General features: G+C 62.1%; 22 protein-coding genes and 1 tRNA gene. 13 read left to right on the top strand and 10 right to left on the bottom strand.

Annotation, left to right across the window (positions count from 1 at the left end; translation table 11 throughout):
- Window positions 1-48: 48 nt before the first annotated feature.
- On the bottom strand, window positions 49-327 hold the full coding sequence (locus tag ABDW57_RS11140) for a polyhydroxyalkanoic acid system family protein (RefSeq protein WP_343730266.1): 279 nt from the start codon (window positions 325-327) through the stop codon (window positions 49-51).
- Between the two features lie 220 nt (window positions 328-547).
- On the opposite strand from ABDW57_RS11140, the gene fdxA reads away from it, so the two are divergent.
- From fdxA to phaZ, 3 genes are all read left to right on the top strand, one after another.
- Window positions 548-871 carry a ferredoxin FdxA gene (gene fdxA / locus ABDW57_RS11135; RefSeq protein ID WP_343730265.1) on the top strand — a complete coding sequence of 108 codons (324 nt, stop codon included), beginning with the start codon at window positions 548-550 and terminating at the stop codon, window positions 869-871.
- Window positions 872-970: 99 nt separating this feature from the next.
- A complete protein-coding gene (locus ABDW57_RS11130; protein WP_343730264.1) occupies window positions 971-2,038 on the top strand; it encodes an NAD(P)/FAD-dependent oxidoreductase in 1,068 nt (355 codons plus the stop codon).
- 220 nt (window positions 2,039-2,258) lie between these two features.
- Window positions 2,259-3,494 (top strand): polyhydroxyalkanoate depolymerase, encoded by a 1,236-nt coding sequence (gene phaZ, locus ABDW57_RS11125; RefSeq protein ID WP_343730263.1) that lies wholly within the window; start codon window positions 2,259-2,261, stop codon window positions 3,492-3,494.
- Here the strand turns inward: phaZ and ABDW57_RS11120 are convergent.
- A complete protein-coding gene (locus tag ABDW57_RS11120; protein ID WP_343730262.1) occupies window positions 3,478-4,182 on the bottom strand; it encodes a PEP-CTERM sorting domain-containing protein in 705 nt (234 codons plus the stop codon). The two genes, phaZ and ABDW57_RS11120, sit on opposite strands and share 17 nt — an antisense overlap.
- Window positions 4,183-4,287: 105 nt before the next feature.
- Between ABDW57_RS11120 and ABDW57_RS11115 the strand changes: the two genes are divergently transcribed.
- Genes ABDW57_RS11115 through nth form a run of 4 tightly spaced genes read left to right on the top strand, consistent with a single transcriptional unit; the run spans window position 4,288 to window position 7,780 of the window.
- The gene (locus tag ABDW57_RS11115) at window positions 4,288-4,698 is read left to right on the top strand and encodes a MarR family transcriptional regulator (protein ID WP_343730261.1); all 411 of its coding nucleotides are present in this window, start codon (window positions 4,288-4,290) and stop codon (window positions 4,696-4,698) included.
- Window positions 4,691-6,433: a chloride channel protein gene (locus tag ABDW57_RS11110; protein WP_343730260.1), complete on the top strand. Its 1,743-nt coding sequence runs from the start codon at window positions 4,691-4,693 to the stop codon at window positions 6,431-6,433. The genes ABDW57_RS11115 and ABDW57_RS11110 overlap by 8 nt, the downstream gene beginning before the upstream one ends.
- A gap of 28 nt (window positions 6,434-6,461) precedes the next feature.
- The gene (gene rsxB / locus ABDW57_RS11105; RefSeq protein ID WP_343730259.1) at window positions 6,462-7,136 is read left to right on the top strand and encodes an electron transport complex subunit RsxB; all 675 of its coding nucleotides are present in this window, start codon (window positions 6,462-6,464) and stop codon (window positions 7,134-7,136) included.
- Window positions 7,133-7,780 carry an endonuclease III gene (gene nth / locus ABDW57_RS11100; RefSeq protein ID WP_343730258.1) on the top strand — a complete coding sequence of 216 codons (648 nt, stop codon included), beginning with the start codon at window positions 7,133-7,135 and terminating at the stop codon, window positions 7,778-7,780. The genes rsxB and nth overlap by 4 nt, the downstream gene beginning before the upstream one ends.
- Here the strand turns inward: nth and proB are convergent.
- From proB to rplU, 4 genes are all read right to left on the bottom strand, one after another.
- Entirely contained in the window at window positions 7,777-8,895 is a 1,119-nt protein-coding gene (gene proB, locus ABDW57_RS11095) for a glutamate 5-kinase (protein WP_343730257.1), read from the bottom strand. The two genes, nth and proB, sit on opposite strands and share 4 nt — an antisense overlap.
- Before the next feature lie 165 nt (window positions 8,896-9,060).
- The gene (obgE, locus tag ABDW57_RS11090) at window positions 9,061-10,170 is read right to left on the bottom strand and encodes a GTPase ObgE (RefSeq protein WP_343730256.1); all 1,110 of its coding nucleotides are present in this window, start codon (window positions 10,168-10,170) and stop codon (window positions 9,061-9,063) included.
- A 103-nt stretch (window positions 10,171-10,273) separates the two neighbouring features.
- Window positions 10,274-10,531: a 50S ribosomal protein L27 gene (gene rpmA / locus ABDW57_RS11085; RefSeq protein ID WP_343730255.1), complete on the bottom strand. Its 258-nt coding sequence runs from the start codon at window positions 10,529-10,531 to the stop codon at window positions 10,274-10,276.
- 37 nt (window positions 10,532-10,568) lie between these two features.
- Window positions 10,569-10,880, bottom strand: coding sequence for a 50S ribosomal protein L21 (rplU, locus tag ABDW57_RS11080; RefSeq protein ID WP_072784892.1), 312 nt, complete (start codon window positions 10,878-10,880; stop codon window positions 10,569-10,571).
- Window positions 10,881-11,097: 217 nt separating this feature from the next.
- On the opposite strand from rplU, the gene ispB reads away from it, so the two are divergent.
- Entirely contained in the window at window positions 11,098-12,075 is a 978-nt protein-coding gene (gene ispB, locus ABDW57_RS11075; RefSeq protein WP_343730254.1) for an octaprenyl diphosphate synthase, read from the top strand.
- A gap of 196 nt (window positions 12,076-12,271) precedes the next feature.
- The gene (locus tag ABDW57_RS11070; protein ID WP_343730253.1) at window positions 12,272-13,174 is read left to right on the top strand and encodes a TIGR03571 family LLM class oxidoreductase; all 903 of its coding nucleotides are present in this window, start codon (window positions 12,272-12,274) and stop codon (window positions 13,172-13,174) included.
- 5 nt (window positions 13,175-13,179) lie between these two features.
- Here ABDW57_RS11070 and ABDW57_RS11065 read toward each other — a convergent pair whose 3' ends face one another.
- From ABDW57_RS11065 to ABDW57_RS11050, 4 genes are all read right to left on the bottom strand, one after another.
- Window positions 13,180-13,878: a DUF6445 family protein gene (locus tag ABDW57_RS11065; protein ID WP_343730252.1), complete on the bottom strand. Its 699-nt coding sequence runs from the start codon at window positions 13,876-13,878 to the stop codon at window positions 13,180-13,182.
- 2 nt (window positions 13,879-13,880) lie between these two features.
- On the bottom strand, window positions 13,881-14,228 hold the full coding sequence (gene arsC, locus ABDW57_RS11060) for an arsenate reductase (glutaredoxin) (RefSeq protein WP_343730251.1): 348 nt from the start codon (window positions 14,226-14,228) through the stop codon (window positions 13,881-13,883).
- A gap of 41 nt (window positions 14,229-14,269) precedes the next feature.
- Window positions 14,270-16,597 (bottom strand): TonB-dependent receptor, encoded by a 2,328-nt coding sequence (locus ABDW57_RS11055; protein WP_343730250.1) that lies wholly within the window; start codon window positions 16,595-16,597, stop codon window positions 14,270-14,272.
- A 118-nt stretch (window positions 16,598-16,715) separates the two neighbouring features.
- Window positions 16,716-18,074: an amidohydrolase family protein gene (locus ABDW57_RS11050; RefSeq protein WP_343730249.1), complete on the bottom strand. Its 1,359-nt coding sequence runs from the start codon at window positions 18,072-18,074 to the stop codon at window positions 16,716-16,718.
- Between the two features lie 100 nt (window positions 18,075-18,174).
- Here ABDW57_RS11050 and ABDW57_RS11045 point away from each other — a divergent pair, with 100 nt between their 5' ends.
- From ABDW57_RS11045 to ABDW57_RS11030, 4 genes are all read left to right on the top strand, one after another.
- Window positions 18,175-20,394, top strand: coding sequence for a heme-degrading domain-containing protein (locus ABDW57_RS11045; RefSeq protein WP_343730248.1), 2,220 nt, complete (start codon window positions 18,175-18,177; stop codon window positions 20,392-20,394).
- A gap of 8 nt (window positions 20,395-20,402) precedes the next feature.
- Window positions 20,403-21,389 (top strand): Gfo/Idh/MocA family oxidoreductase, encoded by a 987-nt coding sequence (locus ABDW57_RS11040; protein ID WP_343730247.1) that lies wholly within the window; start codon window positions 20,403-20,405, stop codon window positions 21,387-21,389.
- Between the two features lie 53 nt (window positions 21,390-21,442).
- Window positions 21,443-21,519: transfer RNA gene (locus ABDW57_RS11035), tRNA-Pro, on the top strand.
- Window positions 21,520-21,960: 441 nt separating this feature from the next.
- Window positions 21,961-23,838, top strand: a complete 1,878-nt coding sequence (locus ABDW57_RS11030) for a cellulase family glycosylhydrolase (RefSeq protein WP_343730246.1) — start codon at window positions 21,961-21,963, stop codon at window positions 23,836-23,838.
- The last annotated feature ends 4 nt before the right edge of the window (window positions 23,839-23,842 follow it).

The following is a 23,842-nucleotide window of genomic DNA, read 5'->3' as shown; positions in this document are numbered from 1 at the left end:
CCATTCCTTATTGCAATTGAATTTTTCTAATAACAACTATAGTTTGTTTTAGGCAACAAATACCTTGCGCATTTTCTCGCTCACCTTGGCCTCGACCATGGCGGCCATCATACTGATCGGGAAGCCCAGCGCGATCTGCAGCTGCGCCTGGTTGGGCAGCAGGGTCAGCGCGCCATTCACGCCGCCGCGCTCGAAGCGCAGGACGTCGCCGTCCCAGCGGCAGGCCAGTTCGAATTGTTCAGCCAGTTTGTCGGCCACTTGTTGGGCGGCCGCGCGGGCCTGTTCCGGCGCCAGCTGGTGTGCCTGGACGATGTTGATGTCCGCCATGCGGATCCCCCTGCTCTGAATAAACAAAGGCGCAATGATGCCAGTTGCGCCCCCGCCGCGCCAGTCTGTGCAAGGCTTGCATGAATTTGCTTATATGTATTGTATATAAGCGCAATTTGTGAGAAAGAGCGAATTACCTTAAAATACAGTGCTTTGCCGAGGTTAGCCAGGCACTTCCCCGCCGCCGACGCCGCTGCACACCAACATTGATAGGACTGTTATGACCCACGTTGTCACCGAATCTTGCATCGCCTGCCGTTACACGGACTGCGTCGATGTTTGCCCGGTAGATTGTTTCCGCCAAGGCCCGAACTTCCTCGCCATCGATCCTGACGAATGCATCGACTGCGCCGTGTGCGTGGCCGAATGCCCGGTCAACGCGATCTACGCCGAAGAGGACGTCCCTGGCGATCAGCAACAATTCATCAAGCTCAACGTTGATCTGGCCCGCAAATGGCCATCGATCACCAAGACTATCCCTGCGCTGGCGGAAGCGGAACAGTTCAAGGACGTCAAAGAAAAACTGCACCTGCTGGTCCGCTAAGACCCCGCGTCTGGCCAGGCCGCAGCCGCAGCACCGCGCCCCCAGGCGCGCGTCGCCGCCGTGCGGCCTCACCACTATTGAATACACAGGAAACTAAGCATGAATACCACTGTCACCCCTACCGGCGTCATCGAAGCGGATGCCGTCATCATTGGCGCCGGCCCGGTCGGCCTGTTCCAGGTCTTCGAACTCGGCCTGCTGGAAATCAAAGCCCACGTGATCGATTCGCTGAACGCGGTGGGTGGACAGTGCGTGGAACTGTATCCTGACAAGCCGATCTACGACATCCCGGCCGTGCCATCGTGCACCGGCCAGGAACTGACCGACAATCTGCTCAAGCAGATCGAACCGTTCGAGCCGACCTTCCACCTGGGCCAGGAAGTGACCAAGGTCGAGCGCCGCGACGACGGCCGCTTCGACGTCGAAACCACCCTCGGCACCAAGTTCCTGACCAAGACCATCTTCATTGCCGCCGGCGTCGGCTCGTTCCAGGCCCGCACCCTGAAAGTGGATGGCATCGAAGTGTTTGAAGGCACCCAGCTGCACTACAAGGTCAAGGACCCGGCGCAGTTCGAAGGCAAGAACCTGGTCATCTGCGGCGGCGGCGACTCCGCGCTGGACTGGGCGCTGAACTTCGTCGGCAAGGCCGAGTCGGTCGTGCTGCTGCACCGCCGCGAAGACTTCCGCGCCGCGCCCGCCTCGGTGGCCAAGATGAAGGCGCTGTGCGACGACTACGAAATGCAGCTGCTGATCGGCACCGCCACCGGCTTTGAAACCTCGGCCGACGGCAAGCTGGAACACCTGAAAGTGACCGCTGCCGACGGCGTCACCCGCCGCGTGCCGCTGGACATGCTGCTGGTGTTCTACGGCCTGTCGCCAAAGCTGGGCCCGATCGCGGAATGGGGCCTGGACATCGAGCGCCGCCAGCTGAAGGTGCAAAACACCGAGAAGTTCGAAACCAATGTGCCGGGCATCTTTGCGGTGGGCGACATCAACACCTACCCGGGCAAGAAAAAGCTGATCCTGTCGGGCTTCCACGAAGCCGCGCTGGCCGCCTTCGGCGCCGCGCCGTACATCTTCCCGGACAAGAAGATCCACATGCAGTACACCACCACCTCGCCGAAATTGCACAAGGTGCTGGGCGTGGAAACCCCTGTGTTCGATTAAGTACATCACGGGCAGGTGTCCTACACAAAAGCAGCCGTTTGGCTGCTTTTTTTATTCCCGAAGCAGTATTATTCTTTCTTACAAGATTGCCTGTGGATTCCACGTAGCCTTGCTGAAAAGAACGAGCATATGCTTTACGTTACGAACACAGCGCTTTTAAATTGGCTTATGATGTCAGCTATTGGTGCATCGCACCACGCTCACCACTCGGGACTGCCCTATGCTCTACCAACTCCATGAAATGCAGCGTTCGCTCCTTACGCCACTGATGCAGTGGGCGGATGCGTCGTCCAAGCTGTTCACCAATCCGGTGTCGCCGTTTGCGCATACACCGTTCTCGCAGCGCATCGCTGCCGGTTACGAGCTGATGTATCGGTTGGGCAAGGACTATGAAAAACCGGCGTTTGAAATCGACAGCACCGAAATCAAGGGTGAAGCGGTCGGCATCATCGAGCACGTGGCCGTCAACAAACCGTTCTGCCGCCTGATCCACTTCAAGAAAGACCTGGACGATAAAAAGTTCAAGGCACTGAAACAACCGACCGTGCTGCTGGTGGCCCCGCTGTCCGGCCACCACTCGACCCTGCTGCGCGATACCGTGCGCGGCCTGATCGTCGAGCACGACGTCTACATCACCGACTGGACCGATGCGCGCATGGTGCCGGTCAGCGAAGGCCCGTTCCACCTGGACGACTACATCTTCTACGTGCAGGAATTCATCCGCCTGCTGGGGCCGAACGTGCACGTGATCTCGGTGTGCCAGCCCACCGTGCCGGTGCTGGCGGCAATTTCGCTGATGGCGTCTGAAAACGATCCCAAACTGCCCAGGACCATGACCATGATGGGCGGCCCGATCGACCCGCGCCGCTCGCCGACCGCGGTCAACAACCTGGCCACCGAAAAGAAATACTCGTGGTTTGAAAACACCGTGATCTACTCGGTGCCGCCCAACTACCCGGGCTTTGGCCGCAAGGTGTATCCGGGCTTCCTGCAGCATGCCGGCTTCATCGCCATGAACCCGGGCCGCCACGCGCAAAGCCACCGCGACTTCTACAACCACCTGGTGGAAGGCGACGAGGAAACCGCGGAATCGCACCGCAAGTTCTACGATGAGTACAATGCCGTGCTGGACATGCCGGCCGAGTACTACCTGGACACCATCAAGACCGTGTTCCAGGACTTCGCGCTGCCGAAGGGCGAATGGCTGGTGGGCGGCAAGCTGGTGCGCCCGCAGGACATCAAGACGGTGGCCCTGTTCACCGTCGAAGGCGAACTGGACGACATTTCCGGCGCCGGCCAGACCCAGGCCGCGCACGACCTGTGCACCGGCATCCCGGCCGACATGCAACAGGACTTCGTTGCGCCGGGCGCCGGCCACTACGGCATCTTCTCCGGCCGCCGCTGGCGCGAGATGGTGTGTCCGAAGATCACCGAGTTCATCAAGAAGCACGGTTGAGCCGCAAGGCCCAGCCCATCACCCCGAGGCCGGCCAGCACCATCAGCCAGGCCTCGGGTTCCGGCACCGCCGTCACCGTGAAGCTGTAGCCCAGCTGCCGGATCGACAGCGCGGTGCTGGACACCCCCTCCTGCGTCACCTGCGCCGACAGGTTCAAGTCCATCCCCAGCGCGCCCACCGGCACCCGCTGGCCATTGCCGTAGCCGCTGAAATCCACCACCTCGCTACTGGCGCCGCCGGTCCGGTTCAACTGCAGGAACTGGAAACCGTTGGAATCGGGCGAGCTGCTGAACACGCCATTGCTGTAGGTGCTGCTGAATGCATAGCTGTTGATGCTGCCGGTGGCGCGGCTGGTGTCGGCGCTGGCGGCATACACTGCCGAGGCGTTGGCCTGGAAGCGCGGCGACACGCCGTAGCCCTCGTGCGCCACCACATAAAACAGCTTGCTGCGGTCGCTGAACAACGTGCCCTCGCTGCGCGAGCCCGGCTGGTTGCCGGCGACGCTCAGCGTGTATTCCGGCGGCGTGAACGCAAAGCTGATGGCATTACCGGTCACGGTTGCAGCGGATACATCAAAGTAGTCCGCATCGATAAAGAAATCGACATCGGCGCCGCTCAGTGTGACGTAATTGGCCGCCTGCGCCGCCCCCATGCCGCACGCCAGAACCAAAGATAGCAAAACCTTCATGATGCCTCCTTTTTAACGTTGAAAGCTCAGCATAGATAAAGCTCAGCATTAATCAACTGCTGTTTCAATCGTGCGCAGATACATCATGCTGTGATATATTTCGGCATGACCTCTTCCACCCTCAGCAAATCGGACTTTGCCGCGCTGTCCGAGTTCCGCTACCAGATGCGCCGCTTCGAACGCTTTTCCGAAGATGTGGTGCAAGCGCAAGGCATCACCCCGCTGCAATACCTGCTGCTGCTGCACATCAAGGGGTATCCGGGCCGCGACTGGGCCACCGTCAGCGAGCTGGCCGAGCGCCTGCAGGCCAAGCACCACGGCACGGTGGCGCTGATCACGCGTTGCGAGGCAATGGGGCTGGTCGAGCGCCGCAACAGCGCCATTGACCGCCGCCGCGTGGAGGTGCACCTGCTGCGCAAAGGCGAAACCATCCTGGCCCAACTGGCAGAACAGCACCGCGTCGAACTGCTGTCGCTGGCAGGCATCTTTACCATTCCCCAAATCCGTCATGAATAAATACGACAGCCGCCGCGATTTCGACGGCCAGGCCCGGCTCCTGCTGATCACCAGCATCGCCGCCGTGGTGGGCGCGCTCAGCACCGTGACCGCCGACCTGCTGCTGCACGCCATCCGCTTCTTCACCAACCTGTTCTTCTTCCAGACCTTCTCCACTGCGTTGACCGCGCCGGCCGCCCATACGCTGGGCGCATGGGTGATTGTGGTGCCGGTGATCGGCGGCCTGATCATCGGCCTGATCGCCCGCTACGGCGCGGAAGCGATCCGCGGCCACGGCATCCCGGAAGCCATCGAAGCCATCCTGTTCAAGAAGTCCACCATGTCGCCCAAGGTGGCGGTGCTGAAGCCGCTGGCGTCCGGCATCGCCATCGGCAGCGGCGGCCCGTTTGGCGCCGAAGGACCGATCATCATGACCGGCGGCGCGGTCGGCTCACTGATCGCCCAGCACTTCCATCTGAGCGCGGCCGAACGCAAGGCGCTGCTGGTGGCCGGCGCCGTGGCCGGCATGACCGCGGTGTTTGGCACGCCGATCGCGGCGCTGCTGCTGGCGGTCGAATTGCTGTTGTTTGAACTGCGTCCGCGCAGCCTGGCGCCGGTGGCGGTGGCGTGCGCGGTGGCTGGCTTCCTGCGGCCGCTGCTGATCGAAAGCGGGCCGCTGTTCCCGCTGCATACGGCAGTGCTGCCGCCGTCGGCGCTGTTCTCCTGCCTGATCGCCGGCGTGCTGTGCGGGGCGCTGGCGTGGCTGCTGTCGACCTCGCTCTACCGCGTGGAAGACGCCTTCCACCGGTTGCCGATCCACTGGATGTGGTGGCCGGCGCTGGGCGGGCTGGCGGTCGGCATTGGCGGCTACTTCCAGCCGCGCGCGCTGGGCGTGGGTTACGACGTGATTGCCGACCTGCTCAACAATCACATGGCGGCGGCGGCAATTCTCAGCCTGCTGATCGCCAAGGCCGTGATCTGGCTGCTGGCCCTGGGTTCGGGCACCTCCGGCGGCGTGCTGGCGCCGCTGCTGATGCTGGGCGCCGGCCTGGGGGCCCTGCTCGGCCCCTATCTGCCAGGCGGCGAGCCGGCCGTCTGGCCGCTGGTATTCATGGCCGCCACCCTGGGCGGCATGATGCGCGCGCCGGTGATGGCGGTGGTGTTTGCGTTTGAACTGACGCATGACGTCAACGCCCTGCTGCCGGTGCTGGCCACCGCCACCGTGGCCTATGCCTTCACCGTGATCACCATGCACCGCTCCATCCTGACCGAGAAGATTGCGCGGCGCGGCCACCACATCTACCGCGAATACGGCATCGACCCGATGGAGCGCCACAGCGTGGCCGAAGTAATGACCAGCGCGGTCGAAACCATCGATGCGGACGCCCTGATCGCTGACGTCGTGCTCAAGCACCACGCCCATCCGGTGGTGCGCGACGGCGCCCTGATCGGCATGCTGGACCGCGCCGGCCTGGCCAGCAAACCAGGCGCCGTGCGCGTCAGCGAACTGTTTGGCGTCAACCTGCCCATCGTCGCGCTGGCCGACGAAACCTGCCGCACACTGGCCACCCGGCTGGCGGTGCACAAGGTCGGCCGCCTGCCGGTGGTGGCCGACATGCAGTCGCGCCGGCTGGTCGGCATCGTCAGCCACCGCGACCTGATGAAGCCCGCGCTCGGCCTGCACGCCGAAGAGCTGGAACGGCAAACCGTGCGCCGGGTGAGGTTTTTACGTAAGGCGCGCGCGAATATTGGATAATGGCGTTTTTGCCTGACATCCGTTTGCCGTGCCCGACCACCCTACCCTTGCCGACCGCATCGAAGATGCCCTGCCGCAGACGCAATGCACCAAGTGCGGCTATGCCGGCTGCCGGCCCTACGCGGAAGCGATAGCGGCCGGCACGGCCGAGATCAACCAGTGCCCGCCCGGCGGCGCCGAGGGCATCGCGCGGCTGTCGGCGGTCACCGGCCGCAAGGTGATTCCCCTGAATCCGGTCAACGGACTGGAACGCCCGCGCGCCGTGGCCTACATCGACGAGGCGCTGTGCATCGGCTGCACCCTGTGCATTCAGGCCTGCCCGGTCGACGCCATCGTCGGCGCCGGCAAACTGATGCACACCGTGGTGCCGTCGCTGTGCACCGGCTGCGACCTGTGCGTGTCGCCATGCCCGGTCGACTGCATCGTCATGTATCCCGTGACGGAGAGCACCGGCTGGGCCGCGTGGTCGCAGGCCGACGCCGACGCCGCGCGCGAACGCCACGACTTCCGCGCCATGCGCCTCCAGCGCGACAAGCAGGAAAACGATGCGCGCCTGGCCGCCAAGGCCGAAGCCAAGATGGCCGCGGTGCAGGCCATCGACCCGGCCGATGCCGAATCGGCCGCCGCGCTGGAACGCAAGCGCGCCATTATCGCCGCCGCCATGGAGCGCGCGCGCCTCAAGAAAGAACAAGAAAATCAATGAACGCAGCCAAACGCTACGAAATGTTTGTGCGCTTCCGCGCCGCCAATCCCAAGCCTGTCACCGAACTTGAATATACGACGCCGTTTGAACTGCTGATTGCCGTGCTGCTGTCGGCACAGGCGACCGACGTCGGCGTCAACAAAGCCACGCGCAAGCTGTACCCGGTGGCCAACACGCCGCAAGCCATGCTGGACATGGGGGAAGAGGAACTGAAGACCTATATCCAGACCATCGGCCTGTACAAAACCAAGGCCAGGAACGTCATCGCCACCTGCAAAATCCTGGTGGAGCAGCATGGCGGCGTGGTGCCGCAAGACCGCGAATCGCTGGAAGCACTGCCAGGCGTGGGCCGCAAGACCGCCAACGTGGTGCTCAACACCGCCTTCGGCCAGCCGACCATGGCGGTGGATACCCATATCTTCCGGGTTTCCAACCGCACCGGCCTGGCGCCGGGGAAGAACGTCGACATCGTCGAACAGAAGCTGCTGAAATTCGTGCCGAAGGAATTCCTGCACGACGCCCACCACTGGCTGATCCTGCACGGCCGCTACACCTGCAAGGCGCGCAAGCCGGAGTGCTGGAACTGCATGCAGCTCGACCTGTGCGATTACCGCAGCAAGACCCCGGCGCCGGCCGGCGTTTAAACCAGCACCAGGTTATCGCGATGGATCAGTTCCTTGCCTTCGACAAAGCCGAGGATGGATTCGATTTCGCTGGAAGGCTTGCGCATGATGCGGCGGGTTTCGGCGCTGGTGTAATTGGACAGGCCGCGCGCCACCGGCACGCCGTCCGCGTTGACGCAGGTGATGACCGCGCCGCGTCCAAACTCGCCCTTCACTTCCACCACGCCGATCGGCAGCAGTGATTTGCCCTCGCCGGTCAGCTTCTGCACCGCACCGGCGTCCAGCACCACCTGGCCCGCCGTGTGCAGGTGATCGGCCATCCACTGCTTGCGCGCGGTCAGGTGGCCGGTCTGCGCGGCCAGTTCGGTGCCGATGGATTCTCCGCTGGCCAGGCGCGCCAGCACTTCATGTTCACGGCCATAGGCAATCACGGTATGCGCGCCCGACTTGGCGGCACGCTTGGCGGCCAGGATCTTGGTCAGCATGCCGCCGCGACCGAGGCTGGAACCAGCGCCGCCGGCCATCGCCTCCAGCGCCGGATCGCCGGCGCGGCCATGCTGGATCAGCACTGCCGACGGATCCTTGCGTGGATCGGCGCTGTACAGGCCTTGCTGGTCGGTCAGGATAATCAGCGCATCGGCCTCGATCAGATTGGCCACCAGGGCGCCCAGCGTGTCGTTGTCGCCGAACTTGATTTCATCGGTCACCACCGTGTCGTTCTCGTTGATGATCGGGACCACGCCCAGGCGCAGCAGGGTGGTCAGCGTGGAGCGCGCATTCAGATAGCGCTCGCGGTCCGCCAGGTCGGCGTGCGTCAGCAGCACCTGCGCCGTACCCAGTTGGTGCGCGCGGAAGCTGGTTTCGTAAATCTGCGCGAGGCCCATCTGGCCGACGGCGGCGCAGGCCTGCAGTTCGTGGATATCGGTGGGACGTTGTTCAAAGCCGAGGCGCAGCATGCCTTCGGCAATCGCGCCGGAAGACACCAGCACCACCTGCTTGCCGAGCGCGCGCAGACCGGCGATCTGCGCGGCCCAGCGCGCGATCGCCGCGTGATCGAGACCGCGTCCATCATTGGTGACCAAAGACGATCCAACCTTGATGATGATGCGGGTAGCTTTTTGTATGACGGAATTCATGGGTGCGACAACATTCTCAAAACAAGCGAGGAAAAAGGTGCTGTATTTTGGCGGGCGGATTGCCCTGCTTTGCCGCGGACAGTCGCCGCGCCCGTGATGCGGGAGCGGCGCCGAATGGGAAAGGCATAATCAGCTGATAACAGATTATGCCGGTGATGCAGTGGATTAGTCGAGGATTTTGAAGCGTGGATCGTCCGGATCGATCGACGAAATACCGCGCGCGTCTTCCGCCATCTGGGTTTCTTCCGCACGCTGCTCGACGCGGCGCGTCTCTTCCAGGTGCTTCTGGATGGCGTTCACCAGCTCCTGCGTGCCGTCGTGGCTCAGCGCGGAGATCTCGAACACCGGGCCCTTGAAGCCGAACTTCTTGACGAAGTCCTTGACCTTCTTGGCGCGTTCTTCTTCCGGTATCATATCCAGCTTGTTCAGCACCAGCCAGCGCGGCTTGTCGACCAGCGCTTCATCGTACTTCTTCAGCTCATTGACCAGCGCCTTGGCTTCCTTGACCGGATCGACCGTCGCCTCGAACGGCGCCAGGTCGACAATGTGCAGCAGCAGACCGGTGCGCGACAGGTGGCGCAGGAACTGGTGGCCCAGGCCCGCACCTTCGGCGGCGCCTTCGATCAGGCCCGGAATATCGGCGATCACAAAGCTCTTTTCATGCGACACGCGCACCACGCCCAGATTCGGGTGCAAGGTGGTGAACGGATAATCGGCAATCTTCGGACGCGCATTCGACACGGCGGTGATGAAGGTCGACTTGCCGGCGTTCGGCATGCCCAGCAGGCCCACATCGGCCAGCACCTTCAGTTCCAGGCGCAGGGTGCGGTGTTCGCCTTCCTTGCCGTTGGTCTTCTGGCGCGGCGCGCGGTTGGTCGAGGTCTTGAAGTGGATGTTGCCCCAGCCGCCCTCGCCGCCCTTGGCCAGCAGTTCCAGCTGACCGTGTTCGCTCAGGTCGGCCAGGATTTCGCCGGTGACGTCGTCGATGATCAGGGTGCCCAGCGGCATGCGCAGATGCACGTCATCGGCGCCGCGGCCATAGCAGTCGGCGCCGCGACCGGCCTCGCCGTTGCCGGCGCGGTGGACTTTGGAGAAGCGGAAATCGACCAAGGTATTGATGTTACGGTCCGCTACGGCCCAGATCGAGCCACCCTTGCCGCCGTCGCCGCCGTCAGGGCCGCCAAACGGGCGGAATTTTTCACGGCAAAACGACGAGCAGCCATTGCCGCCGTCACCACCGATCACTTCAATTTTTGCTTCGTCGATAAACTTCATGATGTACCGCCAGAAAACTAAAAGGCTCTACCTATGGGCAGAGCCTTTCGATTGAAGGCTTGCGCCTTACAAACGGCCTGCCATCGGCAGGCCGGAGCGTCATTTACGCTGCTGCGACGACGGTAACGTACTTCTTACCTTCGCCTTTGGTCACGAACTTGACCACGCCGTTCACCAGAGCGAACAGGGTGTGGTCTTTGCCGGTGCCCACGCCTTCACCAGCGCGCACCGGGGTGCCGCGTTGACGAATGATGATGCCGCCTGCATTGATCGTTTGGCCGCCGTAGACTTTCACGCCCAGGCGTTTTGATTCTGAGTCACGACCATTTCGCGTAGTGCCGCCGCCTTTTTTGTGTGCCATGCTAAAGCTCCTTGACTAAAAAAGTGTCGATACGCGATTAAGCGTTGATCGATACCACTTGGATTTCGGTGTAGTTCTGACGGTGACCCTGATGCTTCTGGTAGTGCTTACGACGACGCATCTTGAAGATCTTCACCTTGTCGTGACGACCGTGGGAAACAACAGTAACCAGAACCTTGGCACCTTCAACCAGCGGAGCACCGAACTTGATGCTTTCGCCCGCGCCAACGGCGAGGACTTGGTCAATGGTGATTTCGGAACCAATGTCTGCCGGTATCTGTTCTACTTTGAGTTTTTCGCCTGCAGCAACTTTGTATTGTTTGCCGCCGGTTTTTATGACCGCGTACATGATTTGAAACCTCTTCAAATGTTAGGAAAATTCCCCGAAAACTGGGGAACCGCAGATTATACACAGGAACAGAATTTGCGTCAAAAACTATTCACAAATGGCGGATGGCGTGGTATGTCAAACAATTTTGCCTGGTCCGGCACCGGGGGCAGCGCCCCGGTGAGCGGGGCCATGGCGTATAATCCTGCCACCAATAGTCTAACTGCACAGGTTTGTCTTGTCTGCCGCCACCCAAAACACCATCCTTCAAACCATAGCCGCCGACATGGACGCGGTCAATTCGGTGATCCGCCAGCGTCTGCATTCCGAGGTTCCGCTCGTCAACCAGATCGCCGAGTACATCATCAGCGCCGGCGGCAAACGCATCCGCCCGGTGCTGGTCCTGCTGGTAGCGAACGCTTACTCCTACCGCGGCACGGCCCATCACGAGCTGGCGGCGGTGGTGGAATTCATCCACACCGCGACCCTGCTGCATGACGACGTGGTGGACGAATCGTCGCTGCGCCGCGGCCGCGCCACCGCCAATGCGCTGTTTGGTAACGCGGCGTCGGTGCTGGTGGGTGACTTCCTGTATTCGCGCTCGTTCCAGATGATGGTCAGCCTGAACAATATGCGCGTGATGCAGATCCTGTCGGACGCCACCAACGTGATTGCCGAAGGCGAAGTGCTGCAGTTGCTGAACATGCACGACCCGGACGTGACGCAGGAGCGCTACCTGCAGGTGATCCGCTCCAAGACCGCCAAACTGTTTGAAGCGGCGGCCGAGCTGGGCGCGCTGGTGGCTGGCGCCACCGATGCGCAGATTGCTGCCGCAGGCGAATATGGCCGCTCGCTGGGCACCGCGTTCCAGCTAATTGATGATGTGCTCGATTACGCCGGCGACGCCAGCGAAATCGGCAAGAACGTCGGCGACGACCTGCGCGAAGGCAAGCCGACCCTGCCGCTGATCTACCTGATGGAAAACGGCACTGCCGAGCAGCGCCAGCTGGTACGTTCGTGCATCGAGCAAGGGGACGAGCAGCACTTCGACACCATCCTTTCCGCCATCACCAGCAGTGGTGCGCTGGACTACACGCGTGAGCAGGCGGTGATTGCCGCCCAGCGCGCCGCAGACGCGATAGCCGGCCTGCCGGACAGCGTCTACAAGGAATCGCTGCTGCAACTGGCCCACTTCTCGGTCCACCGCAACCACTAACCCCAACTCCGGGGTCAGGTCCGTCATTTCTACACGAGCTCAACCGTAGCGAGCGCTACGGTTGAGCTCGTGTAGAAATGACGGACCTGACCCCGGAGTTTTTGCGGCGCTGGCAATAATGATTTGCTGCCGCACGGATTTTTCTTTGCTGTCGTCGCGCCTAGACTGAGGCCTTCGATTTCGCAAGGAAGACATCATGCTGGAGCAACTGACGCGAGGCGGCTTTTCGATCGGCCTCGAACTCCCCCTCGATAACGACTGGTCGCCAGCCGGCGAGCGCACCCGCAGTGCAGCCGGGCGCCTGCCCGGTGAGCCGGACATGCAGCAGCACGCCAAACTGGCCATGCTGGCCGACCGCCTCGGCTTCCGCGCGCTGTGGGTGCGCGACGTGCCGCTCTACGATCCTTCCTTTGGCGATGCCGCGCAGGTGTTCGAAACCTTCAGTTATCTCGGCTACCTGGCCGGCATCACCCAAAATATCCTGCTCGGCACCGCCGCCGTGGTGCTGCCGCTGCGCGAGCCGGTACTGACCATGAAGTCCGCCGCCACTGTGCAGCAGCTGAGCAAGGGCCGCCTGCTGCTGGGCACCGCCAGCGGCGACCGCCCCATCGAGTATCCGATTTTCCAGCGCGACTTTGAAACGCGCGGCGCCGAATTCCGCAGACAGATTGCCATGCTGCGCGAAGGCCACGACAGCACCTGGCCGCCCGGCGTGCGCCTGCTGCCGCGCGCATCGCAGCCGATCCCGCTGCTGGTTGCAGGCCTGGCGCAGCAGACGCCGGAGTGGGTCGGCGCCCACATGGACGGCTGGCTGGCCTATCCCGGCACGCCGGAAGACCACGCGCGCCGCGCGGCCTTGTGGCGCGAGGTGGCCGGCGAGGATAAGCCCTACATCAGTTTCATCCACCTGGATTTGCTGGAAGATCCAGACGCTCCCTTGCGCCGCCACCGCTTCGGCGCCTCTGTTGGCCGCAATGGTTTGATCAGCGAACTGCAGGCGATGAAGCAAGCCGGCGTCCACCACATAGGCCTGCACCTGCGCCGCAATCAGCGTCCGCTGGCGGAGACCATGGAAGAAATCGCCGCCTACGTGCTGTAGGGCCGTCAGCGGCGGTAGCGGATGAAGGCGTTGATGGTGAGGCGGCCCAGCGCCGGATCCGCGCTCAGCAACGCCGGCGCGTCGATCTGGCCGCTGTGGAAGATGGTGGCGTCGTAGAAGATGGCGCGGTTCCAGCGTGCCGGCACGGTGCCCAGCCTTTCAAAGTAGCGCGCATCGCCGTTGTAGTACTGCGGCGGTGCGCCGATCACACTGCTGAAGGCGTCGTTGTCCATGTGGCGCGCCTGGTGCAGCAGGTGATCGATCTCCAGCGGATGCCGGCGCGGACGATAAAAGCTGGTGCCGCCCATGCGCTCATCCTCGAACAGATACAGCACCGAGGCCACCGCGCCCTCGCCTGGCGCGCATTCCCGCGCATCGCGGTGGCAGATGCGTTGCTGCGGCATCAGCGCTTCCGGCTTCAGGGTGACGATGGACATGCGGGTGTTCAGTCCCAGCGCCCGCATGGCGCCAAACCCCGGCCCGATGTGCATGTCGAAGAACGCCGCCATCGCCTGATCGAATTGCGCGTCCATCGGCTGCTCGATGCCGGGATAGCAGTTGACCGGCGCCGCCATGAAACACGCACGCCGCGCCACCGCCCGCTCCACCATCCTGCGCGGCTCGGTCAGGAAGTCATCCACCACCAGGCAATAGCGGCCGTCTTCGATGACTGCCGCCTGTATTGCCGGACGCGGATTCAGCATGGTCAGAGGATTTCCTGCACCAGTTCCGAAGGACGGCACAGGCGCACGCCCTTCGACGTGACCACCAGCGGACGCTCGATCAGCGCCGGATGCGCCATCATGGCGTCCAGCAGCGCTTCGTCCGACAGCGATTCGTCGGCCAGGTTGAGCTCCACATACAGGTCGCCCTTGTTGCGCATGGCCTGGCGCACGGTCAGGCCAGCCTTGGCGATCAGTTCCTTGAGCTTCGCGCGCGTCGGCGGGGTTTTCAGGTATTCGATCACCACCGGTTCGACACCGGTGGCGCGAATCGCCTCCAGCGTCTTGCGCGAGGTGCCGCAGACGGGGTTGTGGTAGATGATGACGCTCATGATGCTGCCCTTGTACTCAATGCCAAAGGCAGCATTATGGCTTAAAACCTGGTCGCCAGGCTCACTCCAATGCTGCGCGGCGCCAGCCGGTAGCCCTGCACGATGGACGCCACTTGCGGATGTTGGATGATGGTGTCCGTGTCAAACGCATTTTTCACAAACACCGTGAAGGCGTAGCTGCCAAAGGTCATGCCGGCGCTGAAGTCGGTGGTGTGATAAGCCGGACGATCATGGTCGGTCTGCTCCGGGTCGAGCGAGCCTTTGCTGGAGCCTACCCACTGCATGCCCGCCATCACAAACGCCGGACGCTCCCACGCCGAGAAGTTGTAGGTCGCGTTGACGGCGGCGTTATATTTCGGCACCCCCTGGATCTGCGCGCCGGCCACCGCGCCGACCACGCCGTTCTCGATGCCGACATCATTGGACAGCTCCGCTTTCACATAGCCGCCCGATGCGCTCAGCGTCAGGCCTGGCAGCGGCTTGGCCTTGATGTCGAATTCGAAGCCCTTGGTGGTGGCATCGCCGGCATTGGCGTTGTACGTGTAGGCGCAAGTCGGCAGGTACACGCCCTGCTGGATGTTCTTCCACTTGACGTAGAACACGTCCGCATTGATGGTCAGACGGTTGTTGAGGAAGCGCGACTTGCTGCCCACCTCATAGCTCCACAAGCTGTCCGGCGAATACGATGGCGGACCTTTCTCGATGCCGTTCGCTTCCAGATCCGGGCCGCAGGTGGTCGGCGGCACGTAGATGTTGGCGCCGCCCAGACGGAAACCCTTGGCCACGCTGGTGTACACGGTGTTGGTCGGATTGACTTCCCACGTCAGCGCATACTTCGGCGTGAAGGCGCTGGACGAGGTTTCGGCGCTGCTGTTGTTGCCGGCGCCGGCCAGGTAGTTGCCGTTGCGCTGCTCCAGCGTGGTATTGGCTTTCAGGTAGCGCGCGCCGACGGTGGCGTGCACAGTAGGCGCGAAGTAGTAATTCAGCTCACCAAAGATCGACGCCTGCTTTTCGCGATAATGGAAGGCTCCCGCGAACGAGTTATCGTTCGGGAACTGGCCGGGACGCGCGTCCGGCAGCAGGTCCGGATCGGCAATGTCGAAGCCAAACTGTTTGAAGGTATCGGTCACGCCGAAGATCGGGTCGTTCTCGATGATGTTGGTGTGCTGGCGCGAGAAGTAGGTGCCGGCCAGCCAGGTCCACGGCGAGACCTTTTCATCGTAAGGACGCGAGGCCAGACGGAATTCCTGCGCCACCTGGCGCACCTGGTTATTCAGATACACCGCCGACGGCAAACCGGCGATCGCCGCGATCAGTTCCGGCGGCGCCTTGCCGCCATCCTCGGTCGACGTCAGGAAGGTCGACAGCGAATAGCTGTTGTAGGCAGAACCGTTCTGCGTGCGGTCGAACTTGCGCTGGAAGTAGCTGGTGGCCGAGGTCAGATCGACGTCGCCCAGATCCCAGTTGATGGTCACGCTGGGCGACAGCAGCTTGTCGATCGATGGCTCGCGCACCTGCTTCTGCGCCTGATACGGCGGCAGTTCCAGGTTGAAGGCCGAAATATCCTTGGCATCCACACGCTGGTAGTACACCGACGGCGTGATCGTCAGCGAGCGGGTCGGCCGCCATTTCAGCGCGGCGCGGAATTCCTGGTCGCTGATTTTGTTGATGTTGTTGGCGATGACCTTGCCGTCGCCGTCCACCTGGTTGATGTAGCCGCCGGTGTGCTGCGCCTGCACGCCGATGCGCAGCGCCAGTTCTTCGGGTATCAGCGGGAAGTTGGCCACCACGTTGGCCGCATAGTTTGCGCTGCCGCCCTTGGTGTTGGAGCCTTCGGTATAGGTGGTGAATTCGCGCTCTTTCAGATCCGGCTCGTTCGGCACGAACTTGATGGTACCGCCCATGGAACTGGCGCCGTACAAGGTCGCCTGCGGACCGCGCAGCACCTCAACGCGATCGATGTCGAAGAAGCGCGGTTCGATATTCCCCATGGTGTAGACGTTACCGACCGTGACCGGGGTATCGCCAAGATAGATGCCCACCGTGGCCGCACCCGCCGTGGAGCTGATGCCGCGGATCTCGACGTTGGACGTCCCCGGCCCGGCGCCGCCGTTGCCGCTGGCGGCGGTGAAGGAGATATTCGGCACCACGCGCGTCAGGTCGGTGATATCGCGCACATGCTCCGCCTGCAGCTGCGAACCGGTGACGGCGCTGATACTCATTGCCACCTTGGCCGGATCCTCCTTGCGTTTTTGCGCGGTCACTTTCACCACTTCGATTTCTTCCGAGGGCTGCACCTGCTGCGCCCAGGATGGGGCGCCAAATGCCGTGAGCACGGCGGTGGCGATGAGTTTGCGTCGAATATCCATGTGCGATCTTCTCCTTGGCGCCCCAGAATGATGCATTCTGGGCTAGTTGCTTATATTAACCATATTAATGTTTTAACAAAGCAAGAAGTTTGCCAAGCCGTTGGTATCCCACCACAGATCACAGGCCGTAGTCGACATCCTTCGGCGCCATGCGTTCATCGGTGCTGGCAACGAAAGGAACGGCCTTGTCTTCCTGCTTGTAGACCACGCCCTCTTTCATCACAAAGCTCACCTTGGTCATCAGGCTGATGTCCGCCAGCGGATTGCCCGGCACCGCCACCAGATCGGCAAACTTGCCGACGCTGATGCTGCCCAGATCCTTGTCCTGCTTGAGCAGCGCGGCGGCATGCGTGGTGGCGGCCTGGATCGCGGCCAGCGGCGGCATGCCCGCTTCCACCATGTAGCCGAATTCCTTGGCGTTCTCGCCGTGCGGATAAACCGCGGCATCGGTGCCGAAGGCGATCTTCACGCCGGCCTTGTAGGCGCGGCCGGCAGTGCCCTGAATCAGCGGACCAACAGCGGCGGCCTTGGCGGCGACCTGCGGCGGGAAGTAGCCCGGCACCTTGGCCTTGCCCTCCACGTATTTGCCGGCGATGATGGTCGGTACGTAGTAGGTGCCATGTTCCTTCATCAGCTTCATGTCTTCATCGCTCATGTAGGTGCCATGCTCGATCGAATCGACGCCGCCGATGACGGCGCGGCGGATCGCCTCCGCGCCGTGTGCGTGCGCGGCCACTGTCATTTCGTAGTCCTTGGCTGCGGCTACCACCGCCTTGATTTCTTCGATCGTCATCTGCGCGTTATCCGCGCTCTTGCTCTCATCGAGCACGCCGCCGGACGGCATGATCTTGATCAGGTCCGCACCATCCTTGTAATGCTGGCGCACGGCCTTCCATGCATCGGCGGTGCCGTTGATGATGCCGTCCTTGGGACCGTAATCGGCCATCAGGTCGGCGCGGTAGCCGTCCGAGTCGTCAGCGTGGCCACCGGTCGAGCCGACCGCTTTGCCGGCGGTGAAAATGCGCGGGCCGGGGATCACGCCGGCGTTGATGGCGTTGCGCAGCGAGATCGAGGTGTTGGCGTTGTCGCCCAGATTGCGCACCGTGGTGAAGCCGGCCAGCAACGTCACGCGCGCGTAGTTGGTCGAGCGGATCGCATAATCGGCGATGTTCCAGCGGAACTGGTCGGAGTAGCCGGTGGGGCTGGTCTGGCCGGTGAGATGGGTGTGGCTGTCGATCAGGCCTGGCAGGCAAGTCTGGCTGGCGAGGTCGATCACGGTCGCGCCGGCCGGGGCAATGCGGCCGGCAGCCACTTGCATGATCCGTTTGCCATCGATGACCACCGTGGTCGCGCCCAGCAATTTGCCGGCCTGCGTATCCAGCAGTTGGCCGCACTGGACGGCAACAAGAGACGGCGCGGCGCTGGCGCAGGTGGCGAAGCAGGCGGCGGCGATGGACAAGCCCATGTGAATACGCATCGGAACAACTCCCTGAAAAAAGGTAAGCGCAGATATTATCTCAACGGTGATTGATGTATCATGAAAACGCTTTCATAACAAAAAACCTACGGAGACCTAATTGAGCATTCCCGCATCCTGCACTCGTGTTAGCGCTATCAGCCATCTGGGCGCCGCCCTGCTGCTGACCTTGGGCGGCAACGCCAGCGCCGCCATCCGCGTCAACCAGGTAGGCTTTGAGCCGCAGTCCGAGAAGCTGGCCGTTGTGACGGACGGCGCGGCCGGCAACTTCGACGTCGTGGCCGCCGACACAGGCAAGACCGTCTTCAGCGGCAAACTCGGCGCGCCAGCGCTGTGGAAACCATCCGCCGAGACCGTGCGCGTGGCCGATTTCTCCGCACTGAAAACGCCGGGCGAGTACCGCATCAGGATCGATGGCCAGACGCAGTCCGACCGCTTTGTCATCCGCGCCGACGTGTATCGCCCCCTCAATGCAGCTGCCATCAAGTCCTACTACCTGAACCGCTCCGGCATCACCCTGCTGCCGCAATACGCCGGCGTGTATGCGCGCCCTGCCGGACATCCGGACGACAAGGTATTGGTGCACTCCTCCGCTGTTTCCAAACAGCGCGCGGAGAACAGCGTGCTGTCCAGCCCCAAAGGCTGGTACGACGCCGGCGACTACAACAAATACATCGTCAACTCCGGCATCTCGACCTACACCCTGCTGGCGGCGTACGAGCACTTCCCGCAATACTTCGCCAAACAAAACCTCAACATCCCGGAATCGGGCAACGGCCTGCCGGACATCCTCAACGAAGCGTTGTGGAATCTCGACTGGATGCTGACCATGCAGGACCCGAATGACGGCGGCGTATATCACAAGCTGACCAACAAAGCCTTCGATGGCATGGAGATGCCGGACCAGGTCAAGGCCGGGCCGCGCTATGTGGTCCAGAAAAGCACCGCCGCCGCGCTGGACTTCGCGGCCACCATGGCCACCGCCAGCCGCATCTTCAAAGCCTACGAACAGCAGCGTCCCGGCCTGTCGGCACGCATGATGGCGGCGGCGGAAGCGGCGTGGACCTGGGCGCAGGCCAATCCGGCCGTGGTATTCCGCAATCCAGCCGACATCAAGACCGGCGAATATGGCGACCAGCACCTGAACGACGAATTCGCATGGGCCGCCGCGGAACTGTACATCGGCACCGGCAAGGACAGCTACTACCGCGCCATCAAAGCCGACCAACTGCAGGCCGGCACACCATCATGGGGTGACGTCGGCGCTCTGGCGTGGATCTCACTGGCGCAGCACCGCGCGCACCTGACGCCGGCGGCCGACCGCAAACTGATCGAGAGCCGCATCGACGGCCTGGCCGCCAGCCTGGCCGCAGCCTGGAAAAGCTCCGCCTACCGCGTGGCGATGCAGGAGCAGGACTTCGTCTGGGGCAGCAACGCCGTGGTGCTGAATCAGGCCATGATGCTGCTGCAGGGTTATCGCCTGAACGGCAAGGCCGAATACCTGAACGCGGCGCAGTCGGGCCTCGACTACGTCCTGGGCCGCAATGCCACCGGCTATTCCTTCGTCACCGGCATCGGCGCGCGGCCGGCCATGCATCCGCATCACCGGCCATCGGAAGCGGACAAAGTGGCGGCGCCAGTGCCGGGCTTCCTGGTCGGCGGCCCGCAGGCCGGGCAGCAGGACAAAAAGGACTGCCCGGTGCCGTACCCGGCCAATCTGCCTGCCACCTCGTATCTCGACCACGTATGCAGCTACGCCAGCAACGAAATCGCCATCAACTGGAACGCGCCGCTGGTGTACGTCTCGGCCGCGCTGGACCAACTCACCGCAGGAGCACCAATGGAACAAAAAGTAGAACTGTCCGCCCTGATCCGACAGGAAGAACTGCTGCAGTTCGACAGCTTCACCAACGACACCGCGCTGGCACTGGGTCTGAAAGTGGTCGAGCTGGCGCGCGCCGCCGGCAAATCGGTGGCGGTCAACATCACGCGCGATGGCACCATGCTGTTCTACCACGGCATGCCGGGCACCAACGCAGACAACGCCAACTGGATCCGCCGCAAGAGCAACCTGGTCAACCGCACCGGCCACAGCTCCTTCTACACCCACACCGAAGTGAAAAACGCCGGCGGCGACTACGATGCCCTGCCGGGCCTCGACATGAAAGACTTCGCGGCGCATGGCGGCGCCTTCCCGCTGGTCCTGAAAGGCAAGGGCCGCATCGGCACCCTGACCGTCAGCGGCCTGCCGGGCGCGGAAGATCATGCGATGGCGGTGGCCGCGCTGAAAGCCTTCCTGAACATCGACGCCAACATCTGAGGATACACATGAGCGACATCATCCGCTGGGGCATCCTCGGCACCGGCCGCATCGCGCGCGACTTCGCCAACGCACTGAAAGACACGCCGGACGCGGTGCTGGCCGCCGTCGGCTCGCGCAGCGTCGAAAACGCGGCAGCCTTCGCGCAGGACTTCGGCCAGCCGGCCGTCTATGGTTCGTACGAAGAACTGGCCAAGGCGCCGGACGTGGATATCATCTACGTCGGCACGCCGCATCCCATGCATGCCGGGAACACCCTGCTCGCCCTGCGCGGCGGCAAGGCGGTGCTGTGCGAAAAGCCGTTCACCATCAACCTGCGCGAGGCGCAGCAAGTGGTAGCGGAAGCGCGCGAACGCAAGCTGTTCCTGATGGAGGCCATGTGGACGCGCTACATGCCGGCGCTGGCGGAAGTCAAACGCATCATCGCGTCAGGCGAAATCGGCGTGGTCAATTCCGTGCATGCGGACCTCAGCTTCGTCGCCAGCACCGAGCCGGAAAACCGCGTCAACAAGCGTGAGCTGGGCGGTGGTGCCTTGCTGGACCTGGGCATCTATCCCCTGTCGATCGCGTGCGCGCTGCTGGGGCCGGCGGCATCGGTGCAGGCGCAAGCGATTCTGAGCGAGGCCGGCGTCGACATGACCACCGGCTTTACGATCAGGCACCAGGGCGGCACCATGTCGGTCAACAGCTGCTCGCTGCGGGCGCGCACGCCGTCAGAGTTGACGGTGTCCGGTTCGCTGGGCAGCGTGCGCATGGAAGGCATGTTCCACCTGTCGCAGACGCTGACGGTGAAACTGACCAGCGGCGTCACGCGCACCGTGGCCACGCCCTACCTCGGCAACGGCTACGTGCACGAAGCCATCGAAGCCGGCCGCTGCCTGCGCGAGGGTCTGCTGGAGAGCCCGGGCATGACGCATGCCGAGACGCTGGACCTGATGAAAGTGCTCGACACCATCCGCGCGCAGATCGGCGTGCGCTACCCGGCCGACGATTAAATTCGTGCCAGCTTGAAAAGCTGGAAAAAATCTGATGTAATTCACATCACAGTCGGGGCGTAGCTTAGTCCGGTAAAGCGCTACGTTCGGGACGTAGAGACCGGAGGTTCGAATCCTCTCGCCCCGACCACCATCTCCTTTTACAGCCCCAGCTTCGTGCCGTGGCGTGCCCTCCCCGGAGCAGCCAGTTCTGATATTTCATTCCGCCAATTGGCAAATTTCATACTAGCTTCGCTAAAGTGCAGGGTACAGAATCATTGCATCGGCTGGTGACATGTCAATAGATTTGAAGCCAGGCGATATCGTCAGCAAAGGAGACATTGCGATGGTTCATAATAAAGGACGCGATAACGCGCCTGTTCTTCCTGCACAACGCGCAGTCAGATGGCTGGTGCACACGCCCCGACCGCTGTCGTCTTCTAGCCCGACGCCTTCCAAGTAATCCGACCATTTCTCCGGTCAGCCCATGGCGGCCTGAAGTGCCTGGCCAAAGGGAGGCGCGCGCCTGCACGCCCCGCTCTGGCCGCCCTTTCTGGCATCCCCACAATATCAATAACGATAAGGTAATAACATGGCGCATAAACGTTTAATTATCACATCCCTTTTTCTCGCACTTTCAGGTAGCGTTGTTGGCGTGCAGGCTCAAACTTGCACGCCAACTGCGGTAAAACCTTACATCAAGGTGGCTGGCGTCTGGACTCAGACCGCGACGGCGTCGGTTAACGCCGGAAATCAAATCGTATTGGGACCGCAACCAACCAGCGGCGGGTCCTGGCTATGGAGTGGCGACTGTGGGACATCCGGCACTACGCGTGAGCAGACCTTCACGCCTGGCGCCAGCTGTACTGCGACAACGGTCTATACCAACAGCTGCGGCGCAAAAACCAGCCAGGATTTTACGATCAAGGTTCCGCTCTATCCGAGCTACAACACCAATCCAATTGCCGCGAATGCGACTGGCATGAGCAGTAACGCTGTGCAGCTGGCCGCCAAGATAAAGCTGGGTACGAACATCGGCAATGTCATGGAAGCCTATGGTTGCACCCCGGCGGCGGAGACTTGCTGGGGCCAGCCCAAGGTTTCTGCCGCTTATGTGAAACTGGTGAAGGACAGCGGTTTTGACGCGATCCGGATTCCCGTGTCCTGGGATCAGTATGCCGATCAGAAGACGGGAAAAATCAGTGATGTCTGGCTCAACCGCGTGAAGCAAGTGGTGCAGTATGCGGTGGATAACGGGCTGTACGTCATCGTCAACATCCATTGGGATGGCGGCTGGCTAGAGAAGAATTTTAGCGAGGATAAGAAAGAAGCGGTCAACGCCAAACAGAAAGCCTACTGGGAGCAAATTGCCACGCAACTGCGTGACTTTGACGAGCATGTGCTGTTCGCCAGCGCCAATGAGCCGGATGCCGACGATCCAGCCGAGATCGCCGTTCTGGAAAGCTATCACCAGACCTTTGTCAACGCGGTCCGTTCGACCGGCGGCAGAAACGCTTATCGCGTGCTGGTGGTTCAAGCACCGCAAACCAACATCGATCTGGCGGCCAATCTTTGGAATGTCATGCCAACCGACACGGTAGCAGGCCGCCAAATGGCAGAAGTGCATTTTTACCCATTCAGCTGGTCGATCCAGACGCAGGACGAATGGTATGCCAGCATGTTCTACTACTGGGGCAAGGACTTCCACTCGACGACTGACACCACGCGAAATGCGACGCGGGAGGAAGAGGATTTCGTGAATGCGGAGTTTGCCAAGATGAAGGCAAAATTCGCGGATCACGGGATTCCGGTGGTGCTGGGCGAGTATGCCGCAACCCTGCGTACGCAGCTGACCGGCGATAACCTGGCCCTGCATCGCGCTTCGCGCGCCTATTATTCCCAGTATGTCGCCCAAACGGCGCTGGCCAACGGCATGTTGCCATTCTACTGGGAGGTGGGAGTAGACCCAGGCCTGCTGTTTGACCGCACCACGCCGGCTGTGGGTGATCCGCAAATCCTGGATTCACTGCTGGCAGGCGCAGGCAAAGGTGTGGTGTTGAGTGCGCGCCCCAACAGCTGGACTGTGAGCAGCGGCGCAGCTAACACCAGCTCGGGTTCAAACATGCGGTTCACCTTGAACCAGGCCGGGGCGGCGGCGGGCTATACCTTGGCCAATCCGGTGAATTTGAATGGCGCGACCTTGAAAGTGGTGCTTAATTTCGATCAGGCGTTCGTGTCAGCTCGAAACGGCGGGATGGATGCCATCTTGCAGTTCTATGCTTACTCCGCCAATTGGGCTGCTTCCGAGTTTAAGTGCTGGACCGCGAATCAAACGCTGGTTGCGGATCAGGATACAGAATTCACCTGTTCCGCTTTCGGCATCCAGAACGCGGTGGGAGTCGGTATCCAATTCCCTAAGACAGCAGGTTCAGTCACCATCAAACGAGCAGCCGTTAAATTTGCTCAATAAAGCT

The organism is Duganella sp. (assembly GCF_039595735.1).
Classification (GTDB): domain Bacteria; phylum Pseudomonadota; class Gammaproteobacteria; order Burkholderiales; family Burkholderiaceae_D; genus Rugamonas.
Note: the sequence above shows the minus strand (reverse complement) of the source record. Positions and strands in the feature narration are given on the sequence as shown.

Excerpts from the sequence above, each read along its gene's own strand:
- ABDW57_RS11140 (WP_343730266.1), bottom strand. The coding sequence starts at position 327 with ATGGCGGACATCAACATCGTCCAGGCACACCAGCTGGCGCCGGAACAG.
- fdxA (WP_343730265.1), top strand. The coding sequence starts at position 548 with ATGACCCACGTTGTCACCGAATCTTGCATCGCCTGCCGTTACACGGAC.
- ABDW57_RS11130 (WP_343730264.1), top strand. The coding sequence starts at position 971 with ATGAATACCACTGTCACCCCTACCGGCGTCATCGAAGCGGATGCCGTC.
- phaZ (WP_343730263.1), top strand. The coding sequence starts at position 2,259 with ATGCTCTACCAACTCCATGAAATGCAGCGTTCGCTCCTTACGCCACTG.
- ABDW57_RS11120 (WP_343730262.1), bottom strand. The coding sequence starts at position 4,182 with ATGAAGGTTTTGCTATCTTTGGTTCTGGCGTGCGGCATGGGGGCGGCG.
- ABDW57_RS11115 (WP_343730261.1), top strand. The coding sequence starts at position 4,288 with ATGACCTCTTCCACCCTCAGCAAATCGGACTTTGCCGCGCTGTCCGAG.
- ABDW57_RS11110 (WP_343730260.1), top strand. The coding sequence starts at position 4,691 with ATGAATAAATACGACAGCCGCCGCGATTTCGACGGCCAGGCCCGGCTC.
- nth (WP_343730258.1), top strand. The coding sequence starts at position 7,133 with ATGAACGCAGCCAAACGCTACGAAATGTTTGTGCGCTTCCGCGCCGCC.
- proB (WP_343730257.1), bottom strand. The coding sequence starts at position 8,895 with ATGAATTCCGTCATACAAAAAGCTACCCGCATCATCATCAAGGTTGGA.
- obgE (WP_343730256.1), bottom strand. The coding sequence starts at position 10,170 with ATGAAGTTTATCGACGAAGCAAAAATTGAAGTGATCGGTGGTGACGGC.
- rpmA (WP_343730255.1), bottom strand. The coding sequence starts at position 10,531 with ATGGCACACAAAAAAGGCGGCGGCACTACGCGAAATGGTCGTGACTCA.
- rplU (WP_072784892.1), bottom strand. The coding sequence starts at position 10,880 with ATGTACGCGGTCATAAAAACCGGCGGCAAACAATACAAAGTTGCTGCA.
- ABDW57_RS11070 (WP_343730253.1), top strand. The coding sequence starts at position 12,272 with ATGCTGGAGCAACTGACGCGAGGCGGCTTTTCGATCGGCCTCGAACTC.
- ABDW57_RS11065 (WP_343730252.1), bottom strand. The coding sequence starts at position 13,878 with ATGCTGAATCCGCGTCCGGCAATACAGGCGGCAGTCATCGAAGACGGC.
- arsC (WP_343730251.1), bottom strand. The coding sequence starts at position 14,228 with ATGAGCGTCATCATCTACCACAACCCCGTCTGCGGCACCTCGCGCAAG.
- ABDW57_RS11055 (WP_343730250.1), bottom strand. The coding sequence starts at position 16,597 with ATGGATATTCGACGCAAACTCATCGCCACCGCCGTGCTCACGGCATTT.
- ABDW57_RS11050 (WP_343730249.1), bottom strand. The coding sequence starts at position 18,074 with ATGCGTATTCACATGGGCTTGTCCATCGCCGCCGCCTGCTTCGCCACC.
- ABDW57_RS11040 (WP_343730247.1), top strand. The coding sequence starts at position 20,403 with ATGAGCGACATCATCCGCTGGGGCATCCTCGGCACCGGCCGCATCGCG.
- ABDW57_RS11030 (WP_343730246.1), top strand. The coding sequence starts at position 21,961 with ATGGCGCATAAACGTTTAATTATCACATCCCTTTTTCTCGCACTTTCA.